Source organism: Leucobacter fengyongliangi (assembly GCF_052386045.1).
In genome coordinates, this window is record NZ_CM126356.1 from 40,257 (window position 1) to 59,834 (window position 19,578).

Below are 19,578 nucleotides of genomic sequence, written 5' to 3' on the forward strand. Positions count from 1 at the left end.
CGGGCTCAACCGACCGCCTGCGCGAATCCCAGCGACTCGTCGGCGAGGTGTGACAGCTCTGCGGGCAGCTCGAGCCCCTTCTTGCGCATCGACTGCGCCCAGAGCCGACCAGCTCGGTACGACGAGCGCACCAGTGGACCGGCGAGCACGCCGAGGAAGCCAATCTCCTCTGCCTCGTCCTTGATCTCCACGAATTCTTCCGGCCGCACCCAGCGCGCAACCGGAAGGTGGCGCGGACTCGGCCGCAAATACTGCGTGATCGTCACGATGTCGGTACCCGCCTCGTGCAGGTCGCGCAGCGCCTGCGTGACTTCTTCCCGCTCCTCGCCCATGCCGAGAATCAGGTTCGATTTCGTGATCAGCCCGGCGCTGCGCCCCTGCGTGATCACGTCGAGCGAGCGCTCGTAGCGGAAAGCCGGGCGAATCCGCTTGAAAATGCGCGGCACAGTTTCGACGTTGTGCGCGAAGACCTGCGGCCTCGCCGAGAACACCTCACCGAGCAGTTCGGGCTTGCCCGAAAAGTCGGGCACCAAAATCTCGACGCCGGTGCCCGGCGATTGACGGTGGATCTCGCGAATCGTTTCGGCGTAGAGCCACGCTCCCTCATCCGGCAGGTCGTCGCGCGCAACTCCCGTCACGGTCGAGTACCGCAGCTGCATGCGTGCGACCGACTCGGCGACCCGACGCGGCTCATCAATGTCATAGTCTGCCGGTTTCCCCGTGTCGATCTGACAAAAATCGCAACGACGTGTGCACTGCGATCCGCCGATGAGGAAGGTCGCCTCACGATCCTCCCAGCACTCGTAGATGTTGGGGCAGCCCGCTTCTTGGCACACGGTGTGCAGGTCTTCAGACTTCACCAGTTGCTGCAGTTCGCGAAACTCGGGGCCCATCTTCGCGCGGGTCTTGATCCACTCGGGTTTGCGTTCGATGGGAGTCTCGGCGTTCCGCACTTCCAGGCGCAGCATGCGTCGGCCGTCGGGGCTCGCGCTCATGCCGTGACCATCTCTTCCCTTGCGAACTCGGTGTTGAGTCGCGCCTGCACGGTTTCGAGCACGTCGGCGGTCGTGATCGTGCGCCCGGCAACGCGCGACATGGTCGTGACGCTGGCATCGCGGATGCCGCAGGCCACGATCTTCTCGTAGGGATCCAGCGAGTTCGAGCAGTTGAGGGCGAAGCCGTGCATCGTGACGCCCTCAGCGACGCGGATCCCGATTGCGGCGATCTTCTCTTCCACGCCGCCGGCCACGATCCACACACCGGAGCGACCGTCGACGCGCTGACCCGCGATGCCGAACTCGCGCACCACATCAATGAGCACGCTCTCAAGCTGTCTGATGTAGGCGACGACGTCGATCGGATCAGCCAGGCGCAGGATCGGGTACCCCACGAGCTGGCCCGGCCCGTGCCAGGTGATCTTGCCACCGCGATCAACGTCGACGACGGGCGTGCCGTCGGTCGGACGCTCGTCGGGAGCGGTGCGCTTGCCGGCGGTGAAGACCGGCTCGTGCTCAAGGAGGATGACGGTGTCCGGACGTTCACCGGAGACCACCGCCTGATGGACGGCGCGCTGCAAGGACAAGCCTTCGCTATACGGCACGGAGTTGGCGCTTAGCCCCGTGACGACGTAGTCGAGCATGTGGACCAGTATAGGTCGGGATTGAGGCACCCAGTTTCTCAGCCACTCGGGGCGTAGCATGACGGTATGTCAGAGGCCGCAACTGCCGAGGGCCCCCGGGTGCTCGTCGTCGAGGATGACCGCGACCTGCGAGGCATGCTCATCGAGATCTTCGAGGGCGAGGGCTACTCGGTCTCCTCGGCGGGGGATGGGCAGGCGGGGCTGCACCTGGTCCTGACACAGCCGTTCGACGCGTTGGTGCTTGATCGGGGGCTCCCCGCACTCGACGGCCTCGGCCTGCTCGCGAGAATCCGGCGCTCCGGAATCGACACTCCCGTGCTCATCCTCTCTGCCCTGGGCAATGCGGCCGATCGGGTCGAAGGCCTGGACTCGGGAGCGGAGGATTACCTCGCGAAGCCCTTCGACATCGCCGAGTTACTGGCACGGGTGCGGGCCCTCCTGCGCAGACATCGGGAGACGGCCCGAGCGCTGCCACTCCCAGAGGGCAACCAGTTGATGGTTGACGCGCACGAGGTAATGACTCCGGGCGGAACTCGCATTCCTCTCTCCGAACGCGAGAGCGACCTGCTTGAGATGCTCGCTCGCTCGCCGAGTCGCGTCTTCGAACGCTCGGCTCTGCTGCACGCCAACTTCCCTGAGGCAACGGAACTCGGGGTCGTCGACACCTATGTGCACTACCTGCGGCGCAAATTGGGCCGCGATGCCATCGCCACCGTGCGGGGCATCGGCTACCGCCTGGGCCCACTATGAACGGCGCCGGGAGGGACGCCGCCCTCGTCGCCCGAGCTGCCCGGCGCCTCGCGGTGCAATTCGGCGTCGTTATTGCCGTGATCCTCGCAATCGTCGGTTTGGTCGTCTACACATCCATCGACGCGAGCCTTCGCGAGTCCGTCGAGCAGCAGCTTGAGTCCGCGCTCGACGGCCCACTCCCCGCCGAATTCACTCCCGGCGGGCCGGTCGCCGTCGTCTCCGACGGCGTGATCCGCACCACGCACGACCTCCCCGAGGGGCTCCCCGACCTCGCCGCGCTCGAACTCGTGATGCAGGGCGAGAAGCGAGTCACGTCAAAGGTCCAGCACGAGGATCACCAGTATCTGGTACTCACGGAACGCGACGAAGACGTCGTCGTCCAGGCGGCCGTCGACCAACACGAGCGGGCTGAGGAGCGGGATCGCATCACCGGGGCCCTCGCCGCGGGCGGTGCCGTTGGGGCCCTGGCCGCGGCGCTCGGCGCCTATTTCCTCGCCCGCCGGGCGATGCGGCCGCTCTCCGTCGCCCTGCAGAAGCAGCGGAGGTTCGTCGCCGACGCGAGCCACGAGCTGCGCACCCCGCTCACCCTGCTCAGCACGCGCGTGCAGTTGCTGCGTCGCAAGCTCACGCCCGAGGCAGACCCTGCTGCGATTGCCACGGAGGTCGGGGCGATCGAACGTGACACGCAGTCGCTCACGCGGCTCCTGGAAGATCTGCTCGCCGCCGCCGACGATCGCCCGGTCACGGCCGAGCCGGTCGACGTTGAGCTACTTGCCCGTGACGCGATGTCGGCCGCACAGGCCCACGCCGAGCGGTCTGGAATCGGTCTCGAGATTCACGCAGATTCCGCCCCGCGCGCACAGGCCACCCCTCAAGGTGTGCGCCAGATCCTCACAGCGCTCCTGGCAAATGCCATCGACCACGCGCGCACGCGTGTGACGCTTACGGTGACGACCGGGCGAAGCACGGTGACCCTGCAGGTGGCCGACGACGGCGACGGATTTCCGCCGGGCACCGACGTGTTCGGGCGCTTCGCCTCGCACCGCACGGGGGCCGACACCAGCCACCACTATGGTCTCGGGCTCGCCCTCGTCGCCGAAATCGTGCACCGCTTCGGTGGATCCGTGCGCGTCCGGGAGGATCTCGCCGGAGGGGTGATCGAGGTCACCCTGCCGGGTGCCTGACCCTTTGGCATTCGGCCCGTCGCTCCGTCGATCCGTCAAAGAATCCTGGAAGAATTCTGCCTCACTCTTGAAGTACCGGCATTTCGGTGACGACGAGAGGACTTGCAATGACCATTCGAGAAGATGGATTTCGACGGGCACGCGCACTGACCGGCACCCTGGTTGCGGCAACCCTCGCCGGAACTGGAATCGGCGCGGCAGCCCTGTGGGTGGCGACCACCCAGGCCTCGAGCACGGAGAATACGGCGAGCGCGGCCACCACTGCCAGCAGCAGCCCCGCAGGAGATGACGCTGCCGCGGTCGTCGGGGTTCACTTAAGCCAGAGCATCAGTGACGATGGTTGGGACGACGACGACCACGGCTGGGGCGACGAATCAGACTCCGATGATGACAACGGCGATGACGAGTACGAAGGTCGCGCGACCAGCGGCGCGAGCAGCACGACCCAGGCCCCGGCCTCGTCCGCGAGTTGGAACCTCGGTGGCAGCGCGGCCCCGGTCGCACCCTCCAGCACCGCCGTCTCACAGGCCACAACCGCTGGTTCCTAACATGACCGCCTCCGCCAGTTGGCCGGTCTGGTCCACGGTCGCCGAAGTGGCAGTGGTGGATCCGGCCGACCTCCCGTGGCTCCGCAGCATCGCCGAACAGACCATCGACGATGTGGATCGAGCGTGCAGCAGGTTTCGCACTGACTCCGAGATTGCGGCGCTCGCAACCCACCTCGCATCCGGGGCGCAGGTCTCGGAGGTCTTGGCGCGCATCCTCGGCGATGCCCTTGACGGCGCGCGCCTCACAGACGGCCTCGTCGATCCAACCCTCGGCACGCTCCTGCACCAACACGGCTGGGTCGCCGCGGGGAGCGTCCCCACTCCCCTGAGCGTCGCGTCTCGCGCCACCTGGCGCGACGTGGCGCTCAACGGGCGCACGCTCACCGCACCCGCGGGGGTGCGCTTCGACTTTGGATCCACGGGCAAGGCCACCACGAGCGACCTCATTATCGAACGAGCTCTTGAGAGCGGCATCCGCGCGGGCGCGCTCGTTTCCCTCGGCGGCGACATTGCGACGACCCCCCAGGGCCCTTCGGGTGGCTGGGTGATCACCGTGCAAGACATGCCGCAAGATCCGCTCGAGCGGGTTGCACTGACCGGAGGGGCCGCGATCGCGACCTCGAGCACGCGGCACCGCCGCTTGCCGGCCGGCGGTGCCGCGACCTCGCACATCCTCGACCCGCGAAGCGGACATCCGGCCGCAGATACCTGGGGCGCGGCCACCTGCATCGCCGGGAGCTGCGCGCATGCCAATAGCGCCGCAACCGCCGCGATCGTGCTCGGCTCAACCGGGCCGAGCTGGCTGGAAGCGCGGCAGATCCCGGCGCGTCTCGTCACCTCGAGTGGCGACGTCGTGCGCACCCAGCGGTGGCCGAGCGTCAAGGAGCACGCACATGTCTGAGGTGCTGTGGGCCATCAGCCGCGCGAGTGGCATCGTGTCGCTCCTGCTCTTCACCGGCACGATCGTGCTCGGCATCCTCACCTGGCGCGGCAGGCCACTGCCGGGGTTGCCACGCTTCGCCGTCAGCGTTGTGCATCGCGACGTCTCGCTCCTGGCGACGGTGTTTCTCGGAATTCACATCCTTACCCTGCTGGGCGACCCGTACGCGCAGGTGCGCGTGATCGACTTCTTCGTCCCCTTCCTCGCTGCCGCCGACCCCCTGTGGCGGGGCCTCGGCACAGTCGCCGCCGACCTGCTCGTCGCGGTGATCATCACGAGCCTCGCCCGCCACCGCCTCCCGGCCATCGTGTTTCGCGCGATCCACTGGGCCGTTTATCCGCTCTGGGCCTTGGCGCTCGCGCACGGCCTGGGCAGCGGCACCGATGCCGGAAGCGCGTGGTACCTCGGCCTGAGTGTCGCCGCACTCGCCACCGTGCTCGCAGCGGTGGGGTACCGCATCGCCGCCAGTCGGCGCACGGTTGCCGCAACCCTGGACCAGCGGAGGTAGTCATGCACGTCACCCTGCACACGCAGACAGCCGCAGCGGCTCGGCTCCTGGCATCACCCACCGGGAGCGACTATCGGGCACACCTACGGGTGTGGGGCGAGCTGCCCCCCGGCATCGACCTCGTTCGCGAGGTCGAGCATTCCGGCCTCACGGGCCGCGGTGGCGCGGGGTTTCCCGCCGGGCGGAAGATCGCCGCACTGGAGAAAGCTCCCCGGATGATTGTGGCGAACGCATCCGAGGGCGAACCGCTGAGTTCGAAGGACTCGGCGCTGCTGCGCGACACCCCTCACCTCGTGTTCGACGGTCTGCGGGCCCTCGGCGACGCACTCGCCCCCCGCGCCCAACTGACGCTGGTTACCCACCCCCGCAGCGTTGAGGCCGCCGAGCGGGCACTTGGCCAGCGGCCCGACCGCAAGCGGTTTCGGGTGCGCGCACAGGTCGATGCCTTCGTGGCCGGCGAGGCGAGCGCGGTCGTCGCCCGCGTGCACGGCGATCGCGCCGTACCCTCAGACCACCGCTACCGCCTCACCAGCGCTGCACGGCCCCGCGGTCCGGTGCTGCTGTTCAACGCCGAAACCATGGCGCACATCGGCCTCATCGCCCGGTTCGGAAGTGCCTGGTTTCGACAGGCCGGTATCGCAGCGGATCCCGGCACGCGCCTCTTCACCCTCGCCACCGAGGCCGGCCCGCGCGCGGTGCTCGAACTCCCGGGAGGCAGCACCGTGCGCGACGTACTGGAGGCCGGCGGACTCGATCCACAGGCCACCTCGGCCGTGCTCGTCGGCGGGTATCACGGGCAGTGGATCGGGCCTGCGGACATCGCGTTGCCACTCACGACCGGACGCGGCGACGGGGGGCTCAGCTCCGGCGCCGGCGTGATCCTCGCGCTGCAGGGCACTGCCTGCCCACTCCAGGTCACCGCCTCGATCGTTGAGTACCTCGCGGCGCAGTCGGCGCGTCAGTGCGGCCCGTGCACAGCCGGGCTGCCGCGGCTCAGTCACGATGTGCACGCGCTGGCGCGCGGCGACATGGCCGCAGCCGAACGGATTGAGCGGCGGGGCGACACGATCGCGGGCCGCGGGGCGTGCCACCATCCGGATGGCACGGTGCGGCTCGCGCGATCCGCGGCCCGCGTCTTTGCTGCCGAGTCAGCGGCTCACGCCGCCGGCACCTGCACCCTGGTGCGCGCAGCATGACCGGCCACATGAGATTACACATCGACTGGACCAGGTGCCAGGCCCGCGGGGCGTGTATCGAGCTGCTCGCGCCCACGCTCATCGCAGACGAGGACGGCTTCCCCCTCGCGCAGGGGCGACCGGCTGCGGAGCGCACCAACGTTCCGCTTGCCGAGAGTGAACTTGCCGCGGTGCGCGATGCCGTGGCGCTGTGCCCCCGACTCGCGCTGACGCTGCTTGGCCCCAACTAGGGAGTCGGAGAGCCCTCGTCGCGCTTCTCGCTCGGAGCCGCGGCCGGGTCGGTCGGCTCGTCCTGAGTGCTGACCTCCTGCTTCAAGATCCGCATCGACTGGCCGAGGCTTCTGGCCAGAGCGGGAAGCTTGGGCGCGCCGAACAGGAGCAGAACAATGACCAGAATCGCGACCAGGTGAATTCCGCTGAGATTGCCAATCACGGCGCTCTCCCCTCCAGAAAAGGCCCCGCTGTCAGAAGTGCAGCGTGGGCACGAACTGCTCGGCCGGTGTGCGTCTGGCGAAGCACATCGGATTCTACTCCTGCAAACCCGACCCCCGGCACGGTCAGAGCGCGTGCAGTCGACTGATTGGGGTGGACACCACCTCGCGCGCGTTGCGCACGGCCGCCTCGGAATCGGCATCGTAGAAGCACAGGCACTTCTGCGTGTCTTCGCGCACATATGTGCGGAGAAACGCGACATCATCGAGAGTGTCGTACAGCGGCGTCTTCGCCTGCTTTGACGCGAGGTATTTTTCCATCGTGATCTCCTCGGGAATATCCCACTCCACGAGGTATCCTGCGCCAGCGCCCTGGGCGCGCACCTCGTCGACGGTCGCGCCGATCAACCGCACGGGTACAGCCGGGCTAATGCTCTCCACGCCGTCCAGTTCCAGGTTGTCTAGCGCAACACCCGCACAATCGTCGCCCTCGAGAATCAGGAATGCGCGGGAGAGGGTTGCCGGCACCTGCGCCTCGACCAGGTCGCCGCCAGAGCTGCGGTAATGCGACGCAATGTGCTGGATGAGCGCATCCACCTCATCACGGCTCTCGACAGCAAGCTCAGCCTCGACAAGAAATAGTCCCATGTTCTCGATTCCTTTCACACGCACTCTCATCAGACAGATCTGTCTGTTTTGCACAGGCTACCCGATGCGTCTCCCATTTCCGCCACAAACAACCGAGCCACGTTGCACGTCGTAACATGAGGGGGTGCGCACGCTGACCCCGGCCCCCGATCGCCTCCTCGACACCGCGAGCACCCTCTTCGCGAGAGAGGGTATTCGCAGCATTGGAATCGACCGCATCCTCTCCGAAGCGGGGGTCGCGAAAGCCACCCTGTACCAGGCGTTCGGCTCCAAGGAAGCTCTCATCGTCGCCTACCTGGAGCGACGCGACGCCGCTGACCGCCAGTCCTATCGGGCACACACCGCGAAGCTCTACCCGGGTATGGATCACGTGCTCGCATCCTTCGACCTTGCCGAGAAAGCATCCGTGGTGGGAAATTTCACCGGTTGCATCTACGCGAACGCCTTGAACGAGTTTCCCGACCCAGAGCTCCCGATCGCAGCGGCGGTGCGCCGCCACCGTGACTGGGTGCGGGAGCAATGGCTCAATGCGATCGGAGAGCGTGGCTCAGGTGAGTCACTTGCCGATCAGATCCAGATTCTCTACGACGGCTGCTTGCTCGGTGCGAAAGTGTCGCGCACGGTGGCACCCATCGTCCTCGCCCGCGACATGGCACGCGACCTCATCGAAGCGACTCACGCGAAATTTGCATAACTCCAGTAACTGGGTGGCATTATGTAACGTAATGTTTCATTCGGTGAACAGACCGGTCTGATCTCTTGCTACGCTCGGCCCGGTACTCACCTCGCCCGTGCATTCAGGAGCCCCGCTTGTCGCAGCCAACACACCACCCACAGCCGGTCGCTTCCCTGACCCGCGCGCGCGTCACGCGCGGCACCACCGTCCTCCTCCCCGAGCTCAGCCTTGAGGTGTTGCCGGGTGAGCTCCTCACCATCGTTGGCCCGTCGGGCGCGGGGAAGTCGACGTTGCTCGGACTCCTCGCGGGCCTGATCCAGCCCACCAGCGGAAGCGTGCGTCGCCCGGAAGACACCGGGGGCTCAGCGCGGCTCGTGTTTCAGGAGCCGCGGCTGCTGCCCTGGCGCACTGCCGAGGAAAACGTGCGCCTGGGCCTCGAGTTTCGCGCGAATGGCGGCAGCGGGATCGGGCACGCGCACGATGCCGACGAGCGGGTGCACCGGTTGCTCCACGAGCTGGGCATCGGCGAACTCGCCGACCGGATGCCCGAAGAACTCTCGGGCGGGCAGGCACAGCGCGTGGCGATCGCGCGCGCTGTGGCGGCGGCTCCCACGCTCCTCTTGCTCGACGAGCCGCTGTCGGCGCTCGACCCGGTAACGCGCGCCGACACACAGCAGTGGCTGCGGGAGGTGCACCGCCGGCTCGGCCTCAGCACGGTGCTCGTGACCCATGACCTGTCGGAAGCGGTGCGACTCGGCGACCGCATCGCGGTGCTGAAGCGCGGCGGTGCGCTCGAGGTGTTCGATGCCGTAGGCACCGACCCCGTCGCGCTCGAATCCGAATTGCTGCAAAGCTTCACCCAGCTGGAAGATGTCGACGAGGTGACACCGGTCAGATCCCCCCGCGCACGCAGCCGGCGCGAATTCATCTCGGTCGCCGCCGCCGGTGCCCTGATCGCCCTCCCCATCGCGGCGAGCGCGCTCGTGCGGTCCGCCGCGAACGCGCAGCAGCCGGTGCCCGAGGCCACAGAGGCTGCGGAGATCGAGCGCGCGGAACTGCGCATCGGCTACCTGCCCATCACCGACGCGGCGCCGCTGCTCATCGCGCACGACTCGGGCGCGTTTTCCGAGCGCGGGATCGACACCCCCACCCCCACCCTCTTCCGCAGCTGGGCCACATTGGTCGAGGCGCTGCAGGGCGGCAGCATCGACGTGGCGCACCTGCTGATGCCCCTCGCGATGCAGCTGCGCTATGACGCCGAAGTGCCGATCAAGGTGCTCGCGTGGAACCACGTGAACGGTTCGGCGCTCGCAGTGCGGCATGAGATCGGCGATGTGGCCGCACTCGCGGGGAGTTCCGTTGCGGTGCCCGGCTGGTTCTCGATCCACAATGTGGTGTTGCAGCAGATGCTGCGCGCCGCAGGTCTCACCGCGGTCATCAACACGCCGCCGAGCGTCGAGGCCGGCACCGTGCAGCTCGTCGTGCTCGCCCCCGCCGACATGCCGACCGCCCTCGGTAACGGAGCCATCTCGGGGTACATCGTCGCCGAGCCCTTCTGCGCGGTGGCCGAGGCGCAGGGCATCGGGAAGATCCTCCGCTTTACCGGCGACGTGTGGAAGGAGCACGCCTGCTGCGTGACCGTGGTGCGCGAAGACCTGGTGGCCGAGCGGCCCGAGCTGGCACAGCGGGTCGCCGACGCGGTCGTCGCGGCGCAGAGCCTGATTCTGGCGGATCGCGCGGCCGCAGCTGATCGACTCAGTGCTGGCGGGTACCTCCCGCAGCCCCCCGCAGCAATTGCCAAGGTACTCGTCGAGCACCGTGATTCGCACGAAGCCTACGCGTCCTCAGGAGCCGTCGAGCACACCGAGTGGAATCAGCCGCGCATCGGATTCCAGCCCTACGCGTACCCGAGCTACACGGAACGGCTGGTCACGGAGCTCAGGCTCACCACCGTCGATGCCAACACCGAGTGGCTCGCAAAACTCGATCCGGCCAAGGTGCACGAGGATCTCGTGAGCACCGCCATCAACTCGCGCGCAATCGAGGCGGCCGGCGGCCTCTCGGTCTTTGGCGCCTCCCCGACCCGGAAAGAACTGGTGCAACCGTGAGTGTGCTCACCTCCCCCTCTCCCGTATCCACCCACGTGCAGCGAACGGTCACGAATTCCGGGCCCTCGCCGCTCATTCGCATCGGGGTGCGCCTGCTCGTCATCCTTGCGGCGGTGGTGCTGTGGTGGGTGATCGCCGAGGTCGTGTTCGCGGCCAACCCGGTGGTCTCGAAGATGGGGCCCAGATCCACCGTGCTTGGGCTCGCGCAGCTGCTCGCAGATCCGGTGTTCCTCGATGCGATCGCAGTGTCGCTGTATCGGCTGCTCGCGGGGCTCGCTATCGGCATCGTGATCGGCGTTCCACTGGGTGTGCTGTTCGGCTCGCGGGCGCTGGTGGAGGAGGCGACGGATCCAATCGTGCAACTGCTCCGCATGACCTCCCCCCTGGCTTGGGCGCCCCTCGCACTTGTTCTGCTCGGAACCGGATCCGCCGCAGTCATCGCGCTCATTGCCCTGGCTGCAGTCTGGCCAATCGTGCTCGGCGTTGCCGCCGGCGTGCGCGCACTCGACCCTGGGTTTGCTCGCGTCGCCCGTTCCCTGGGGGCCACCCGCTGGGAGACGATTCGCACCACCGCGATTCCCGCCCTCGCGGCGCCCGTCACCGGGGCAGTGCGAGTGGCGCTCGGCATCTCCTGGGTCGTGCTCGTGCCGGCCGAGATGCTCGGCGTCACGAACGGCCTCGGGTATGCCGTGTTGAACGCCCGTGACAACGTCGACTACGCGGCCCTCGCCGCAACCATGCTCGCAATCGGACTCCTCGGCTTCCTCCTTGACCGCATCTTCCGAGGGATCCACCGAATTGTGCGCTCGCGCACCGGGAAGCACGGCGCGTGATGCTGGGCCAGACGGGCGCGGGCGGCATGAGCGGGCTTGGGGTCGACGCGCTCATCCGCGAGGCTGCTGGGCTCGCCGCAGCCACCGCAGCCGAGACCGACCGCACGGGCACACCCGCGGAGACCGGGCTGGCGCGATTCGGCGCGCTCGGCGCACTACGTCTCGACATGGACGCGGAGCCTCTCGCGCTCGGCACGTATGTCAGGCTGCTGGAAGCGGTCGCGGCGGAGTGCCTCAGCTCCGCATTCTCGCTCTGGGCGCACCGCATGGTGGTCGAGTACCTCAGGGCCGCGGGCGGCTTCGACGATCTCCTCGAGGAGCTGCTTTCCGGCGAGCGCGCCGGGTCGATCGCGATGGCCACCGCGATGCAGGAGCTCGCGGGTATGGGCGCGATCCCCACCCGCGCCATACCCGATGGTGACGGATACCGGGTGACCGGGCGTATCGCGTGGGCCTCGAACATCGCCCCCGGCACCGTGATCGTCTTCCCCGCCCGGGTGGCCGCGGCCCGCGCGGATGGCACCTCGAGTATCGGCACCGGGCGAGACGCCGAAGCCGTCGAGGAGGATGCGGGCGCACGCGTCATCCTCTGCGCAACGGTCGGTGAGGATGGGCTGAAGACGGCACCGGTGAACGACCTCCTCGCGCTGGGGGCGACCCGGTCGGCCATGCTCGAATTCGATGACCTCCGGGTGGATCCGAGCCGCGTCGTGGCCACCTCCCTCGACGCGGCTCGCGCACGCCGCAGCACGCACCTCACGCTCCAGTCCGCCTTTTGCCTCGGGATCGCGGGCCGCTGCCTGACCGAGGCCGCGGGTTTCCTCGCCGGCCCCGGTGGCATCCTCGCCGCCCACCACGCGCGGCTGGTCGCGCAGCACGCGCAGCTGACCAAGACGCTGCACAAGGTTGCCGCCGATCTGCAGCTGGCGACCCCGCAAGAGATCACGCTGCTCCGATATGAGAGTGCCCGGCTCGCGCACGCCGCCGCGCGGCACGAGTCCACGCTCGTCGGCGGCCGCGGTTACGTCACGACGAGCGCCACGAACCGACGCCTGCGCGAGGCCAGCTTCCTGCCCGTGCAGTCGCCGAGCGAGATCCAGCTGCTGCAAGAGCTCGAACAGCTCGGGGTCTTTCCGGCCGAAACCTACTCGATTTGAGGCCGAGCCTGAGGAGACTCGTCACGCGATGCCGTAGTGTTCGAGACACCGGGTCAATTTAGGCTCGACCTCGGGGAGGACAGGCCTGCACGATCTCGGCCCGTCCCCTCACACAACAAGTTGCAGGTGCGCACGTGAAGTTGACCATAGGAATTTTCGGCCATTCATCGCTAGAAAACGAATACAGACTCCCCATACATCCCGGGCATTTTCAGCGGATCGAGCCGCAGGTCGCCTCCTCGCTCTTCCTCGAGGCCGGATACGGCGACAAGTTCGACGTCAGCGACGACGATCTCGCGCCACACGTGGGCGGCATCCTCAGCCGCGCCGAATTGATCGAGCACTGTGACGTGATTTTGGCACCCAAGATGCAGCCCGCCGATCTCGCCGGGCTGCGCGACGGCCAGACCGTGTGGGGCTGGCCGCACTGCGTGCAAGACGCTGAGATCGCCCAGCTCGCGATCGACAAGAAGCTCACCCTCATCGCATTCGAGGCGATGAACCACTGGAACAGCGACGGCAGCTTCGGCCTCCACGTATTCCACAAGAACAACGAGCTCGCGGGGTACGCCTCGGTGATCCACAGCCTGCAGCTCATGGGCTCCACGGGTGACTATGGCAGGCGACTCACCGCTGCCGTCATCGGGTTCGGCGCCACCGCCCGCGGTGCGGTGACCGCGCTGAACGCCCACGGGATCCACGATGTGCGCGTGCTCACCATGCGCAACATTTCAGCGGTCGCTTCACCGATCCCCTCGGCCCAGATGGTGCAGATCGACCACGAAGAAGGCAGCGGCGATAGCTACGTCACCATCGAAGACGAGGGTCGCGTGCACCTCGCCCCGTATCTCGCCGAGAGCGACATCGTGGTGAACTGCACGCTGCAAGACCCCGAGAACCCCATCGTCTACCTCACCACCGACGAGCTCGACGCGTTTCGGCCTGGATCGCTGATCGTCGACGTGTCGTGCGACGCGGGCATGGGCTTCAGCTGGGCCAAGCCCACGACCTTCGATGAGCCAATGTTTGAGGTCGGCAATCGAGTGCACTACTACGCGGTGGATCACACCCCCTCGTTACTCTGGAACTCGGCTACTTGGGAGATCAGCGACGCACTGCTGTCATACCTCGAGCCCATGATCGCGGGGCCCGCTGCCTGGAATGACAACGAGACCCTCCGAAAGGCCATCGAGATTCAAGACGGTATCGTGCGAAACCCCGCGGTTCTCGCCTTCCAGAATCGCGAGGCCGAGTACCCCTACCCGCGTCGCTAACGGGTCTCTGCCCCGGCCGCGGCTCGGTCATGGCCCGCACATTTCACCAGGGGCTGGGCTGGTAGTCCTTCAGGAAGTGACCGAACAGGTCTTCGCCCGCCTCGCCGCGCACGATCGGGTCGTAGACGCGGGCCGCGCCATCCACCAGATCGAGCGGGGCGTGAAACCCCTCCTCGGCGAGACGCACCTTGGTGAAGTGGGGCCGTTCGTCGGTGATCCACCCGGTATCGACCGCGGTCATGAGAATACCGTCGGTCTCGAACATCTCGCCGGCGCTCGTGCGCGTCAGCATGTTCAGCGCGGCCTTCGCCATGTTGGTGTGCGGGTGCCCGGGCCCCTTGTAGCGGCGAGCGAACTGGCCCTCCATCGCTGACACGTTGACGATGTAGGTGCGCGGGGCGGGCGAGGCGCCCAGCGCCGCGCGCAGTCGGCTGATCAGCAGGAACGGCGCCGTCGTGTTACACAGCTGCACCTCGAGCATCTCGAGTGGATCGACATCCTCCACGTTCTGCACCCAGCTATTCACGTGATTCACGTCGGGCACGAGGCCGCCCGCGTCGATCGCGGTGCCGTCGGCGTGCTTTGCGAGGGAAGCGGATCCGGCCGTCATCGCCATCTCGGCGAGGTTCTCGGCCGTCAGATTTGGTGTGCGCCCGGCGGCGACGGTGCCCGCGAGGGCCGTGACCGAGAGCAGCGGATGCGCCTCGACGGAGGCCTGCAGCGCCTGCGGGTGCTGGTCGGCCGTGTGCCCGAACGTCTCGATCTCGGGCAACGGCCCGTCGGGGAGCGGCTGCAGCTCGGCATCTGCGAGCAGCGAGTACGAGCCGGGCGACCTACGCACAGTCTGGGCTGCATTGTTGATGAGAATGTCGAGCGTGCCGTGCGCGGCGACCGAATCGGCGAGCGCGATCACCTGCGACGGGTCTCGCAAGTCGATGCCGACGATGCGCAGACGGTGCAGCCACTCGGTCGAGTCGGGAAGCGAGGCGAACCGCCTGGCGGCATCGCGGGGAAAGCGGGTGGTAATCGTGGTGTGCGCGCCGTCGCGCAGCAGACGCAACGCGATGTGCATGCCGATCTTCGCGCGGCCCCCGGTGAGCAGCGCGCGCTTACCGGTGAGGTCGGTGCGGGCGTTGCGCTTGCCGTGGCTGAACCGCGCGCACTCGGGGCAGAGTTGGTGGTAAAACGCGTCAACCAGGGTGTACGGCTGCTTGCAGATGTAGCAGTTGCGCGGCTTGATGAGCTCGCCCGCGATCGGCGCATCGCTCGACGTCGACAGTTCGACGCCCCGCGTCTCGTCGTCGATGCGGTCGGCCGCCCCGGTCGCGGTCGCGGCGATAACCGCCTTGTCCGCGGCCGCGACGGCATCGCGAATCTCGCGCCGGCGCACGCGCTTCACCTCTTTGAACATCGAGGCGGTGGCCCGGCGCACGGCCCGAAAGTCGGGGTGTTCCTCTGGCAGCTGGTGGATCGAGGCGAGCACCCGCAGGGTGATGTCGAGCTCGGCGGGGTCGATCGATTCACCGAGATGCTCATCACGTTTTGAGGCCTGGGTCATTGTGCCGATTGTACGCCAGCGTTATGTTGAGGCATGGGCACCCTGATCCATTCGATTGGCACCGCGACCCCGCCGCACCGGCTGTCGCAGGCTGAGACGCGCGACTTCTTCATCGCGCAGCCGGGGGTGGATCGCCTCGCGGCCCGCCTCATCGGGGCGGCGTTCGACCACTCCGCGATCGACAGCCGGTACACCGTGATCGGTGAACTCACCGGGGGCGCAGGGCCCTTCGTCGACGAGTTGGGCCACCTGCGCGTACCGACGACCGGGGAGCGCAACGCCGTCTACCGCAGCGAGGCACCCGCGCTGTTCGCCGCCGCCGCGCGCGATGCCCTGGAGCGGGCGGGGGTACGGGCCGCCGAGGTGACGCACGTGGTCACCGCCTCCTGCACCGGGTTCTTCGCGCCCGGCCCCGATTTCCGTCTCGTGCAAGACCTCGGCATCCCGCCGACCGCGCAGCGCGTCCACATCGGCTTCATGGGCTGCGCAGCGGCTTTCCCCGCCCTCCGCACTGCGGCCAACATCTGTGCCGCACACCCAGAGGCGGTGGTGCTAGTGGCGTGCGCCGAGATCTGCTCGCTGCACATTCGCGCGTCGCGCGACCCGGAACAGATCGTGGCCTCGGCGGTGTTCGCCGACGGTGCCGCCGCCGCGATCGTCTCGGCGATCCCTGCGCGCGGCGATTCGGCGGTGCTGGAACTCGGCGAGTTCGGCACCGCGATCACCGCAGATGGCGAGGGCGACATGGATTGGACCATCGGAGACCAGGGCTTCGAGATGCGCCTCACCTCCGAGGTGCCCCGCATCATCGGGCGTGAGATCGCGGGGGTCGTGCGTTCGATGCTGGGCGACGGCGCAGATCCGCTGAGTTCCATCGACGCCTGGGCCGTGCATCCGGGCGGCCGCAGCGTGCTCGATCGCGTGCACACGGGTCTCGAGCTTCCCGACGAGGTGCTGGACGACTCACGCGCGGTACTGCGCGAATTCGGCAACATGTCGAGCGCGACGGTGTTGTTCATCCTGCAGCGGATCCTGGCCTCCGAAGACCTCAGAGACAAGGCCCGCGTGGCCGGCCTCGCGTTTGGCCCCGGCCTCACCGTCGAGACGGCACGATTCACCCTGCGGAAAGCCAAATGACGCTCGCCGCTCGCAATACCCAGCTCGCCGAGCTCATGGACGATCCCGACTGCGACCCGGCGCGCCTGCGCCGCACGCTGCAACGCTTTCGCATCGTGAATCGCCTCGTGTCCGGGTGGGATGCCGTGTACCGCACGCAGCTCCGACCCGCACTCGCCCGCGCGCCCGGGCCCGCCCGGCTCCTCGACATCGGATGCGGCGCAGGAGATATCTTGCGGCGCCTCGTGCGGCTCGCCCGCCGCGACGGATTCGAGCTCAGCGGCGTGGGCATCGACCCCGACGATCGGGCCCTCGCCGTCGCCCGCGCCGCGCCGATCTCCGAAGGCGTAAGCTTCCGCACCGCGCTGAGCCGCGAGCTGGTCGCCGAGGGCGCGCGCTTTGATTTCGTGATCTCGAATCACCTCTTGCATCACCTCAGCGCACCGCAGCTTAATGACCTGTTCGCGGATTCCGAGGCACTGACCGACGGGCTGTGCGTGCATTCCGACATCGCGCGCGGCCGCCTCGCCTACGCCGCCTACGCGGTCGGGGTCACACCCCTCGCGCCCGGCTCGTTTCTGCGGGTCGACGGCCTGCGCAGCATCCGCCGCAGCTTCACCCGCGACGAGCTCGCCTCGCGGTTGCCATCCGGGTGGATCGCGCAGCAGCCCTCGGCGTTCCGCCTCCTCGCGGTGCGCGCGGCGTCTGCGGGGCCCGAGGCACGCTCAGGCTCTGACTCGGTACGCACCCGCGGAGTCCGCTTTTCCGGTGAGGCACGGCCGTGAGCACCCACTGCGATTTCGACGTGATCGTGGTGGGCGCGGGTCCGACCGGGCTGCTCCTCGCGAGCGAGTTGCAACGCCACGGCATCAGCGTGGGCCTCCTCGAACGCCGGGCCGATCCCTGGCCGGGCACCCGCGCGATCGGGGTACACGCACCCGTGCTCGCCGCACTCGAAGCCTCCGGCGCGACCGAGCGGATCCTCTCTGAGGCCACCCGCGTCACGCGCGGCATCGCGCGCTCGGGCGAGCGCACACTCGGCGAGGTGAGGTTCAATCGGCTTCGCACCCGCTTCCCCTTCGTGGCGACGGTGCCACAAGCCGTGACGGAGGCTGCGGTCGCCACGGGCGGCCCCGATCCACTGCGCGGCAGAGGTGTCGTCTCGCTCGCGGAGGAGGGGGATCGCGTCGTCGTCACCCACACCCCTGCCGCAGCGGTCTCGCTCGCCGGCTCCACCCCAGGCGCCCCACCCCCTGACACCGCCGCCACTGGCGAGCTGACGGCGCGCGCGGTCGTGGTCGCCGCGGGGGCCTCCGGGCGCGGTCTCGTGAGCGGGCTGATGCGTGTCGCCGCGACCGAGTATCCCGACCGGTACCTCATGGCCGACATCGCCGGTGCGACGGCGCAGCCCGCAGACACCGCGGTGATCCACCTCGATCAGTCAGGCGTGCTCGAGTCATTTCCGTTGCCGCACGGCGGCCGCCGGCTCGTCGCGTGGGATGCCGGAATCGCTGCCGCGGGCACTGCCACGGGCACTGCCGCAGCCCGCCAGAAGCTCTCCTCCCCCGGCCATGCCGCGCTTGCTGCGGCGGGCCCGGACGGTGGCGCTGACGACCTGACCGGGCGCCTGCGCCGCGCGGTGGCGAGCCGCACCGGCGACGAGGGTCTCGCGAGTTTGGTCAGTCACGCGTCGTCGTTTGGGATTCGACGCGTGCTCCTGCGGCGCATGCGGGCGGGCCGCATCATCGCGATCGGCGACACCGCGCACGAGGTGAGCCCGATCGGCGGGCAGGGCATGAATCTCGGGTTGCTCGATGCGGCAACTCTCGCCCCGGTGCTCGCGCGATGCCTGAGCGGCGACGCGACCACCCGTGACCTCGACCGCTGGGAGCGCACCCGCCTCGCGTCCGCACGCACCGCCGCGCGCCTGGCGCACCTGAACACCTCCCTCGGAAGACCCCGTTCCGCCGTCTCGCACTCGGCATCCACTCGACTGCTGGGCGGGGTGCTGGGGAGCCCCCTCGAGCGAGTCGCCGCACGCGCGTACGCAATGGGGTTCGACCGAGACGCAGCGACTACCCCGCGAGGCCCCCGGTAACGAGCAGTTGCGCAACGAGGAGCAGCGCGGCGAGCATCACCAGGCGAAACGCCAGTCGCGTCGCTCGCCCGCGCAGAGACACCCAGAGCGCCGCCACCGCGACCACGGTCACCGCAGCGAAGCCGAACCACGGCAGGAGGGCAAGCACGGGCGCCTGGGCACCCCCCGGCAACACCCCCGAATCCGCGCCCGACATCGAGTCTGGGCTCGCACCGGTCGCCGCGATCGGTGTCGACAGCGTGACCGACACCGCAACGATGCCCGCGCCCACCACAAGCGCCGCGGGCCCGACGACCGCCGACGCGATGCGCCCCATGCGGTGCGGCAACCCGCGCACCCCGGTCGCCCGATCGTCGTCGAGGTCTGGCAACACGTTCGAGAAGTGGATCGCGATGCCGAACACCGCCCCGGCGGCCGTGGCCCAGAGCGGGGGGAGCGTGGGGTCTGGCAGGCTGAGCGGCGCGAGCGAGGGCACCGCGCCGAATCCCACCACGAAGCACAGCGCCGACAACGGGGTGGATTTGAGTCCGAGGTTGTAGGCCCACGCCGCTGCCAGAAAGACGAGGTGCGCAAGCGCCACCTGCCAGGCAAGCACGGCCGAGAGAGCAAGAGCGAGCACGAACGCGCTGGCCGCGATCCACCCCGCCAGGAGCACCGGGGCACCCGGGCCCGCGAGTGGCTTGTCGTCCCTCCCCACCGCCCGATCGCGCGGAGCGTCGATCACATCGTTTGACAGTCCGATCGACACCTGGCCGAGAAACACCGAGATCGTCAGCGCGGTGAGCCGCAGCGCATCGAGTCCCACCGACACACCCATGCCGCACACGATCGCGCTCACCACGAGCGTGGGGCCCGGATGGGTCGATCGCCACAGCGTGGCCACAGTGCGCATGCCTTTGATGCTAGGGGAATAG

At 68.3% G+C, this 19,578-nt stretch carries 21 protein-coding genes; 15 read left to right on the top strand and 6 right to left on the bottom strand.

The window, feature by feature from the left end; genetic code table 11:
* Positions 1-5: 5 nt before the first annotated feature.
* Together lipA and lipB are read right to left on the bottom strand one after the other, a co-directional pair.
* On the bottom strand, positions 6-995 hold the full coding sequence (gene lipA, locus ACTNFK_RS00215) for a lipoyl synthase (protein ID WP_433645465.1): 990 nt from the start codon (positions 993-995) through the stop codon (positions 6-8).
* The gene (gene lipB, locus ACTNFK_RS00220; protein WP_433645464.1) at positions 992-1,639 is read right to left on the bottom strand and encodes a lipoyl(octanoyl) transferase LipB; all 648 of its coding nucleotides are present in this window, start codon (positions 1,637-1,639) and stop codon (positions 992-994) included. The genes lipA and lipB overlap by 4 nt, the downstream gene beginning before the upstream one ends.
* A 66-nt stretch (positions 1,640-1,705) precedes the next feature.
* On the opposite strand from lipB, the gene ACTNFK_RS00225 reads away from it, so the two are divergent.
* The 7 genes from ACTNFK_RS00225 (at position 1,706) to ACTNFK_RS00255 (ending at position 6,995) form a co-directional block, all read left to right on the top strand.
* Positions 1,706-2,389, top strand: a complete 684-nt coding sequence (locus ACTNFK_RS00225; protein WP_435937584.1) for a response regulator transcription factor — start codon at positions 1,706-1,708, stop codon at positions 2,387-2,389.
* Complete coding sequence (locus ACTNFK_RS00230; protein ID WP_433645462.1) at positions 2,386-3,573, top strand: sensor histidine kinase; 1,188 nt, start codon at positions 2,386-2,388, stop codon at positions 3,571-3,573. Before ACTNFK_RS00225 ends, ACTNFK_RS00230 begins: the two co-directional genes overlap by 4 nt.
* 107 nt (positions 3,574-3,680) lie before the next feature.
* The gene (locus ACTNFK_RS00235) at positions 3,681-4,121 is read left to right on the top strand and encodes a hypothetical protein (RefSeq protein ID WP_433645461.1); all 441 of its coding nucleotides are present in this window, start codon (positions 3,681-3,683) and stop codon (positions 4,119-4,121) included.
* A gap of 1 nt (position 4,122) precedes the next feature.
* On the top strand, positions 4,123-5,022 hold the full coding sequence (locus ACTNFK_RS00240; protein WP_433645460.1) for an FAD:protein FMN transferase: 900 nt from the start codon (positions 4,123-4,125) through the stop codon (positions 5,020-5,022).
* Entirely contained in the window at positions 5,015-5,569 is a 555-nt protein-coding gene (locus ACTNFK_RS00245) for a ferric reductase-like transmembrane domain-containing protein (protein ID WP_433645459.1), read from the top strand. Before ACTNFK_RS00240 ends, ACTNFK_RS00245 begins: the two co-directional genes overlap by 8 nt.
* Before the next feature lie 2 nt (positions 5,570-5,571).
* Positions 5,572-6,765 (top strand): NADH-ubiquinone oxidoreductase-F iron-sulfur binding region domain-containing protein, encoded by a 1,194-nt coding sequence (locus tag ACTNFK_RS00250; protein ID WP_433645458.1) that lies wholly within the window; start codon positions 5,572-5,574, stop codon positions 6,763-6,765.
* Positions 6,766-6,773: 8 nt separating this feature from the next.
* Positions 6,774-6,995, top strand: a complete 222-nt coding sequence (locus ACTNFK_RS00255; protein WP_433645457.1) for a ferredoxin — start codon at positions 6,774-6,776, stop codon at positions 6,993-6,995.
* Here ACTNFK_RS00255 and tatA read toward each other — a convergent pair.
* A complete protein-coding gene (gene tatA, locus ACTNFK_RS00260; protein ID WP_433645456.1) occupies positions 6,992-7,198 on the bottom strand; it encodes a twin-arginine translocase TatA/TatE family subunit in 207 nt (68 codons plus the stop codon). The two genes, ACTNFK_RS00255 and tatA, sit on opposite strands and share 4 nt — an antisense overlap.
* Before the next feature lie 124 nt (positions 7,199-7,322).
* Complete coding sequence (locus ACTNFK_RS00265; RefSeq protein WP_433645455.1) at positions 7,323-7,844, bottom strand: DUF4242 domain-containing protein; 522 nt, start codon at positions 7,842-7,844, stop codon at positions 7,323-7,325.
* Positions 7,845-7,968: 124 nt separating this feature from the next.
* Here ACTNFK_RS00265 and ACTNFK_RS00270 point away from each other — a divergent pair, with 124 nt between their 5' ends.
* The 5 genes from ACTNFK_RS00270 to ACTNFK_RS00290 all read left to right on the top strand — a co-directional run bounded on the left by ACTNFK_RS00270 (position 7,969) and on the right by ACTNFK_RS00290 (position 13,892).
* Positions 7,969-8,538, top strand: coding sequence for a TetR/AcrR family transcriptional regulator (locus ACTNFK_RS00270; RefSeq protein WP_433645454.1), 570 nt, complete (start codon positions 7,969-7,971; stop codon positions 8,536-8,538).
* 116 nt (positions 8,539-8,654) lie between these two features.
* The gene (locus ACTNFK_RS00275; RefSeq protein WP_433645453.1) at positions 8,655-10,628 is read left to right on the top strand and encodes an ABC transporter substrate-binding protein; all 1,974 of its coding nucleotides are present in this window, start codon (positions 8,655-8,657) and stop codon (positions 10,626-10,628) included.
* Positions 10,625-11,461: an ABC transporter permease gene (locus ACTNFK_RS00280; protein ID WP_435937583.1), complete on the top strand. Its 837-nt coding sequence runs from the start codon at positions 10,625-10,627 to the stop codon at positions 11,459-11,461. The genes ACTNFK_RS00275 and ACTNFK_RS00280 overlap by 4 nt, the downstream gene beginning before the upstream one ends.
* Positions 11,458-12,618, top strand: a complete 1,161-nt coding sequence (locus tag ACTNFK_RS00285; protein WP_435937582.1) for an acyl-CoA dehydrogenase family protein — start codon at positions 11,458-11,460, stop codon at positions 12,616-12,618. Before ACTNFK_RS00280 ends, ACTNFK_RS00285 begins: the two co-directional genes overlap by 4 nt.
* Before the next feature lie 134 nt (positions 12,619-12,752).
* A complete protein-coding gene (locus ACTNFK_RS00290) occupies positions 12,753-13,892 on the top strand; it encodes a N(5)-(carboxyethyl)ornithine synthase (RefSeq protein ID WP_433645450.1) in 1,140 nt (379 codons plus the stop codon).
* A gap of 43 nt (positions 13,893-13,935) precedes the next feature.
* Here ACTNFK_RS00290 and ACTNFK_RS00295 read toward each other — a convergent pair whose 3' ends face one another.
* A complete protein-coding gene (locus ACTNFK_RS00295) occupies positions 13,936-15,450 on the bottom strand; it encodes an SDR family NAD(P)-dependent oxidoreductase (protein ID WP_435937581.1) in 1,515 nt (504 codons plus the stop codon).
* 33 nt (positions 15,451-15,483) lie between these two features.
* On the opposite strand from ACTNFK_RS00295, the gene ACTNFK_RS00300 reads away from it, so the two are divergent.
* From ACTNFK_RS00300 to ACTNFK_RS00310, 3 genes are read left to right on the top strand one after another with little or no spacing between them, the layout of a single operon-like run.
* The gene (locus ACTNFK_RS00300) at positions 15,484-16,587 is read left to right on the top strand and encodes a type III polyketide synthase (RefSeq protein ID WP_435937580.1); all 1,104 of its coding nucleotides are present in this window, start codon (positions 15,484-15,486) and stop codon (positions 16,585-16,587) included.
* The gene (locus ACTNFK_RS00305; RefSeq protein ID WP_435937579.1) at positions 16,584-17,351 is read left to right on the top strand and encodes a methyltransferase domain-containing protein; all 768 of its coding nucleotides are present in this window, start codon (positions 16,584-16,586) and stop codon (positions 17,349-17,351) included. The genes ACTNFK_RS00300 and ACTNFK_RS00305 overlap by 4 nt, the downstream gene beginning before the upstream one ends.
* Positions 17,348-18,664 (top strand): FAD-dependent oxidoreductase, encoded by a 1,317-nt coding sequence (locus ACTNFK_RS00310; RefSeq protein ID WP_435937578.1) that lies wholly within the window; start codon positions 17,348-17,350, stop codon positions 18,662-18,664. Before ACTNFK_RS00305 ends, ACTNFK_RS00310 begins: the two co-directional genes overlap by 4 nt.
* Here the strand turns inward: ACTNFK_RS00310 and ACTNFK_RS00315 are convergent.
* Entirely contained in the window at positions 18,642-19,556 is a 915-nt protein-coding gene (locus ACTNFK_RS00315) for a UbiA family prenyltransferase (protein WP_435937577.1), read from the bottom strand. The genes ACTNFK_RS00310 and ACTNFK_RS00315 overlap by 23 nt on opposite strands.
* Between the last annotated feature and the right edge of the window lie 22 nt (positions 19,557-19,578).